A 5,579-nucleotide genomic window follows, 5' to 3' on the forward strand; every position below is an offset into this window, starting at 1 on the left:
CCCGAGCGTGACGCGGTCGAGGAACTCGCGGTCGGCGACGACCGCGCCGCCGACCTCGTCGACGACGCGCGAGCAGGCCGCCGCCGCTTCGGGGACGTCCATACCGGGCGCACGGGGGCCGCGCCGAAAAGCGTTGCCGGCGGCGGTCGCCTCGGCGACGCGTCGAGGCCGCTCCCGAGGTCGGCATCGGCGATCGAAACGCATAACAGCGGAACCGGCCAACCGGCAAGTGAGCCGAGGTAGCCTAGCCTGGCCAAGGCGGTAGATTCGAAATCTACTGTCCATTCGGACACCGGAGTTCAAATCTCCGCCTCGGCGCTTCTCTCTCACCCGCTCCGCCCAGCGACGCGGCCGCGGTCGAAGGGATCCCATGAGCGGTCACCGAGCGCCGCGGCGGGGAAAGAGCCATCCCTCGTCGAGGCGACGGAATCGTATGCCGGACGCGACGCTGTACGACCGGCTCGGCGGCGGGCCGGCGATCGGCGCGGTCGTCAACGAGTTCTACGACCGAGTGCTGGCCGACGAGCGGGTGGCGCACCACTTCGACGACGTGGAGATGGCCGATCAGCGCTCCCACCAGACGAAGTTCCTGAGCGCGGTCACCGGCGGCCCGATCGAGTACGGGGGCGACGACATGGAGACGGCCCACGGAGGGCTCGGCGTCACGGACGCGGAGTTCGACGCGATCGCGGCCCACCTCGACGCCGCGCTCCGCGAGTTCGACGTCGACGACGCGGACCGCGAGGCGGTACTGGAGGCGGTCGAGGCGTTCAGAGAGGACATCGTCGAGGCGTGACGCGGAGGGAAACCACCGACCGCGCCCGTCGCCTACGGCTGCCCGCCCAGCGACTCCTGTTCGGATCCGGAGTCGCCCCGCAGCCGCCGTCGCCGCTTGTCGTACGCCGCCTCCAGCTTCGCGTTGGTCGCCCGCGAGACGAGGTAGCAGTCGACCGCGTCGTCGTCGCGGGGGTGCGCGCTCGCGACCCAGACGTGGCCGTCGCCCGTCGAGAGGTCGGCCGCCCACCGCTCCGCGGCCGCGCGGCTCTCGAACGCGTGGCGGGGACCGTCCTCGAAGACGAGCCGCCCGACCTTCGCGTTCCGCTTGCGCGCCGAGGGCTTCACCGCGACGACGACGCTCACGGGCGACGTTGGGGCGTCGTCGCTTAAAAACCTCGTCAGACGCCCCCGGCCGCGGAGCGGAGCGACGCGAGCGGCGGCGAAAGCGCCTCGCGGAGCGGGTACGAACGAACCGCAAGAAACCAGACCCCCGATTCCGTACCCGTGCGCATGAGCGAGCCGGACTGGTACGAGGACGCGACGATCTACTCGCTGGACGTCAAGACGTTCAACGACGGCGACGGCGACGGCTGGGGGGACTTCCGCGGGGCGATCGAGCGGCTCGACTACCTCGACGAGCTCGGGGTCGACGCGCTCTGGATCCGACCGTTCTACCCGAGCCCGCTCCGCGACAACGGCTACGACGTCGCCGACTACTACGGCGTCGACGACCGGCTCGGGAGCCTCGCCGACTTCCGGGAGTTCGCCGACCGGGCGCACGAGCGCGGGATCCGTGTGATCACCGACCTCGTCTTCAACCACACCTCGAACGAACACGAGTGGTTCCGACGGGCGCGCGAGGACCCCGAGTCGGAGTACCACGACTACTACCTGTGGACGAGCCACCTGGCGGACGCCCACCAGCGCGGGAACATCTTCCCGGAGTACGAGGACGGCGTCTGGTCGTACGACGAGGTCGCGGACAAACACTACTTCCACCAGTTCTACGGCCACCAGCCCGATCTCAACGTCGCGAACCCCGCGGTCCGCGAGGAGCTGTACGACGTGCTCCGCTTCTGGCTCGACCGGGGCGCCGACGGCTTCCGGATCGACGCCGCCCACCCGATGCTGATGCCGAAGGGCCACGACGCGACCACCCTCGACGAGACCGACCTCGGCGACCCCATCGAGCTGTTCAAGGAGATGCGCCGGGTCGTCGAGGCGGAGCAGTCCGACGCGGTGCTGCTGGCCGAGGCCGACGACGAGCCGGAACACCTCGACTACTACTTCGGCGACGGCGAGGCGTTCCACCTCCAGTTCAACTTCGTGATGAACGCGCACCTCACGTACGCGGTCGGCGTCAAGGACACCTGGCCGCTACAGCGCGCCGAGGAGGTCCTCCCCGACGTCTCCGGCGTCGGCACCTGGGTGAACTTCCTGCGGAACCACGACGAGTGGAACCTGCTGAAGCTGCCGGAGGAGGCGTTCGAGCACGCCCGCGGGTACTTCGGCGACGACGACGGCGACTCGTGGATCTTCGAGCGCGGCCACCGGCTCCGGCTGGCCGACCTGTACGACGGCGACCCCGGTCGGATCGCCGTCGCCCACAGCCTGCTCTTCTCGCTGCCCGGCTCCGTCGCGCTCCAGTCCGGCGACGAGATCGGGATGGGCGCGGACCTCTCCCTGCCCGAGCGCGAGGCCGTCCGCACGCCGATGCAGTGGGACGACTCCCCGAACGGCGGCTTCTCGACGGCCGCCCCCGAGGAGTGTTACAACCCCGCGGTCGACGAGGGGCCGTCCGCCTACGACCGCGTGAACGTCGCCGCCCAGCGCGGCGACCCCGACTCGCTGCTCTCGCGGGTCGAGGCGCTCGTGGCGGCCCGCGACGCCTGTCCGGAGATCGCCCGCGGCGACTACCGCGCGCTCGAGACGGACCACAAGGAGACGCGCGTTCACCGGTTCGAACACGACGGAACCGTCCTCCTCTGCGCGCACAACCTCGCGGACGGGTACCGCGAGGAGGTCGTCGGGTTCGACGTCGACCCGGACACCGTCGAGCACGTCGTCGGCGACGGCGAGCACCACGTCGCGGAGGGGGGCGTCACGGTCGAGCTCGACGCCTGCGACTACGCGTGGCTGCGCGGCGAGAAGCGCTGAGGGCGGCGACGGCGGGTCGGGAATTCCTTCGCTCAGTCGTCCGCGAGCGAGGCGACGTCCGGGACCGAGCCGTCCTCGGCGGCGGCCGAGAGCAGGCGGTCGAGCCCGTCGACCATCGCGACGACGCTGGCGCGGGTGATGTCGGCGTCGGTCGAGGAGACCGAGACGGAGCGGTCGCCGCGCGAGAGGTCGACCTCGACGGTGACGACCGCGTCGGTGCCGCCCGTGATCGCGTCGACGTGGTAGGAGTCCAGGTCGAAGGAGACGCCGCCGGTGCCGTCGCTCTCGGCGCCGTCGCCGTCGCCCGCCAGCGCGGCCCGCACGGCTTCGAGGCCCGCGTCGACCGGACCGGCGCCCGTGCCGGAGGCGACGCGCTGCTCGTCGCCGACGCGGAGCCGGACCGACGCCGTGGGGAGGTTCCCGCCGGAGGTGGCCGAGAGGTCGACGAGCTCGACGCGGCGGTCGCGCTCGCGGCCCTGCACGTCCTCCGTGATCGCGAGCAGGTCGGCGTCGGTGACGCGCTTCCCGCGGTCCCCGAGCTCCTTCACGCGGCTCACGACCTCGCTCAGCTCGTCGGCGTCGACCGCGACGTCGTGCTCGGCGAGCGCGGCCTTGACGCCCGCGCGGCCGGCGTGTTTACCGAGGACGAGCCGGCGCTCGCGGCCCACCGTCTCCGGCGGGTACGGCTCGTACATCGTCCCGTCCTTGAGCGTGCCGTCGGTGTGGATCCCCGACTCGTGGGCGAAGGCGTTGGCGCCGCAGACCGCCTTGTTCGGCGGGAGCGCGACGCCGGTCGCCTCCGAGACGGTCCGGCAGAGCCGGTAGAGCCGCTCTAACTCGACCGTGTCGACGTCGTACGATCGGGCGAGCGCGACGGCGACCTCTTCGAGGGCGACGTTGCCGGCGCGCTCGCCGACGCCCATCACGGTGCCGTGGACGGTGTCGGCGCCGGCCGTCAGCCCCGCGTGGACGTTCGCCACGCCGAGGCCGAGGTCGTCGTGGGTGTGGAGGCTCGTCGGGCCGAGGTCGGCGAGCCGGGAGACGACCTCGGCGGTGCGCTCCGGGTCGGCCGCGCCGACGGTGTCGCAGTAGCAGATCCGGTCGGCGCCCGCGTCGAGGCCGGCGCCGAGCAGGCGTTCGAGGTAGTCGAGGTCGGCGCGGGAGCCGTCTTCGCCGAGCACCTCGACCCAGAGGCCGTGGTCTTTGGCGTACTCGACGAGCTCGACCGTCGTCTCGACCACCGCCTCGCGGGTCGACCCGACCTTCGTCTCGACGTGCTTGTCCGAGGCGGGGACGACGAGGTTGATCCCGTCGACGCCGCAGTCGAGCGCGTGGTCGACGTCCCGCTTCACGCCGCGGGCGAAGCTCGTCACGGTCGCGTCGAACCCCTCGTCGGCGACCCGGCGGATCGCCTCGCGCTCGCCCTCGGAGGTGCACGCCGAGCCGGCCTCGATCAGGTGCATCCCCGCGGCGTCGAGCTCGCGGGCGACGTCGACCTTCTCGGCCGGCGTCAGCGAGACGCCGGGCATCTGCTCGCCGTCGCGCAGGGTGGTGTCTAACAGCTGTACCTCGTCGAGTTCGGTGAGTGGTGTTCGGGTCAAAAGGAAGTCCGTCGGCTCTGCGGTGGGTTCGGGGTCGGTGCCGCCGCGGGGCGGTCGTGCCCCGGAGTCGTTATCGCCGGAGAATTTCGCGGCCAGCCGCCGGGAGGCGACTTCCTCTATCCTCCGAACGACCACGATCGTCTCGTGTCATTCGTGTCCGTGCCGACGCGTCACACACGTATAAACGGACGGGTCGCGACAGGAATGACCAACGGATCGTCGGCGAGATCGGTGGTTCGTCGAGGATCCGCCGACGTGGTCACGCGCGCCAAGGGCGGCAGGATTACACGCGCGGGTCGAGAGCGGGCCCGCGTGAAACGAGTCGCGATCGACGACGTCGACGTCGTCACGAACCCGATGGACGTCCACGACGTGCGCAAACCGGTCTCTCGGGCCCTCGGCACCGAACACGTCGCGATGAACTACTTCGAGCTCGCGCCCGGCGACGCCCTCTCCGGCGGACTCCACGCGCACGGCGACCAAGAGGAGCTGTTCTACGTCCGCTCCGGCACCGCCACCTTCGAAGTGGGCCGGGAGCGCGAGCGCGTCGACGTCGGGGCCGGCGAGCTGATCCGGTTCGCGCCCGGGGAGTTCCAGTCCGGGTTCGTCCGCGAGGACGCCGACGAGGAGGTGGTCGCGTGGGCGGTGGGCGCGCCCGGCGCGCGTCACGACTGGGAGGCGATCGAGTCGCTGATCGAGTGTCGGACCTGCGGCGAGGAACTCCCGCACGCGACGGAGCTGACCGACGAGGGCCGGTTCCGGTTCACGTGCAGCGAGTGCGGCGCGTCGTTTTCGCCGTAGGGGCCGGCGGCTGCCTCATCCCAGCAGCGACCGGAACGACCGGCGACCGACGCCGCACTCCTCGCGGTAGTCGCAGGCCGAACAGCGGTCGTCGTCGACGCGCGACGGCGGGCCGTCGACCGCGCGGGCCGCCCGGAGCGCCCGGCGGTAGGCGGCCTTCCTGCGGGTGGTGAGTCGGACCTCGCGCACGGCGCCGACGGTCGGGTACTCGACCAGCGCGCGCGGCACCTCGCGCTCGCGCTC

The 5,579-nt window shown here is 71.7% G+C and carries 5 protein-coding genes, 1 tRNA gene and 2 pseudogenes; 4 read left to right on the forward strand and 4 right to left on the reverse strand.

Going from position 1 to position 5,579, the window contains the following annotated elements:
- Positions 1-102, reverse strand: a pseudogene (locus DJ73_RS20840) (ATPase); the annotation flags it as partial.
- Between the two features lie 131 nt (positions 103-233).
- Between DJ73_RS20840 and DJ73_RS04805 the strand changes: the two are divergent.
- Both DJ73_RS04805 and DJ73_RS04810 read left to right on the forward strand, forming a co-directional pair.
- A tRNA-Ser gene (locus DJ73_RS04805) sits at positions 234-318 on the forward strand.
- Between the two features lie 115 nt (positions 319-433).
- The gene (locus tag DJ73_RS04810; RefSeq protein ID WP_094523895.1) at positions 434-796 is read left to right on the forward strand and encodes a group 1 truncated hemoglobin; all 363 of its coding nucleotides are present in this window, start codon (positions 434-436) and stop codon (positions 794-796) included.
- Between the two features lie 32 nt (positions 797-828).
- On the opposite strand, the gene DJ73_RS04815 is transcribed toward DJ73_RS04810, so the two are convergent.
- Positions 829-1,140, reverse strand: a complete 312-nt coding sequence (locus tag DJ73_RS04815) for a hypothetical protein (RefSeq protein ID WP_094523894.1) — start codon at positions 1,138-1,140, stop codon at positions 829-831.
- A gap of 147 nt (positions 1,141-1,287) precedes the next feature.
- Here DJ73_RS04815 and DJ73_RS04820 point away from each other — a divergent pair, with 147 nt between their 5' ends.
- Complete coding sequence (locus DJ73_RS04820) at positions 1,288-2,934, forward strand: alpha-amylase family protein (RefSeq protein ID WP_094523893.1); 1,647 nt, start codon at positions 1,288-1,290, stop codon at positions 2,932-2,934.
- A gap of 32 nt (positions 2,935-2,966) precedes the next feature.
- On the opposite strand, the gene DJ73_RS04825 is transcribed toward DJ73_RS04820, so the two are convergent.
- Positions 2,967-4,535 carry a (R)-citramalate synthase gene (locus tag DJ73_RS04825; RefSeq protein ID WP_176451074.1) on the reverse strand — a complete coding sequence of 523 codons (1,569 nt, stop codon included), beginning with the start codon at positions 4,533-4,535 and terminating at the stop codon, positions 2,967-2,969.
- A gap of 312 nt (positions 4,536-4,847) precedes the next feature.
- Here DJ73_RS04825 and DJ73_RS04830 point away from each other — a divergent pair, with 312 nt between their 5' ends.
- Positions 4,848-5,336 (forward strand): cupin domain-containing protein, encoded by a 489-nt coding sequence (locus DJ73_RS04830; protein ID WP_094557419.1) that lies wholly within the window; start codon positions 4,848-4,850, stop codon positions 5,334-5,336.
- Between the two features lie 15 nt (positions 5,337-5,351).
- Here DJ73_RS04830 and DJ73_RS04835 read toward each other — a convergent pair.
- Positions 5,352-5,579, reverse strand: a pseudogene (locus DJ73_RS04835) (Dna2/Cas4 domain-containing protein); the annotation flags it as partial.

The sequence above is a fragment of the Halorubrum sp. Ea1 genome (assembly GCF_002252965.1).
In the GTDB taxonomy this organism is placed as follows: domain Archaea; phylum Halobacteriota; class Halobacteria; order Halobacteriales; family Haloferacaceae; genus Halorubrum.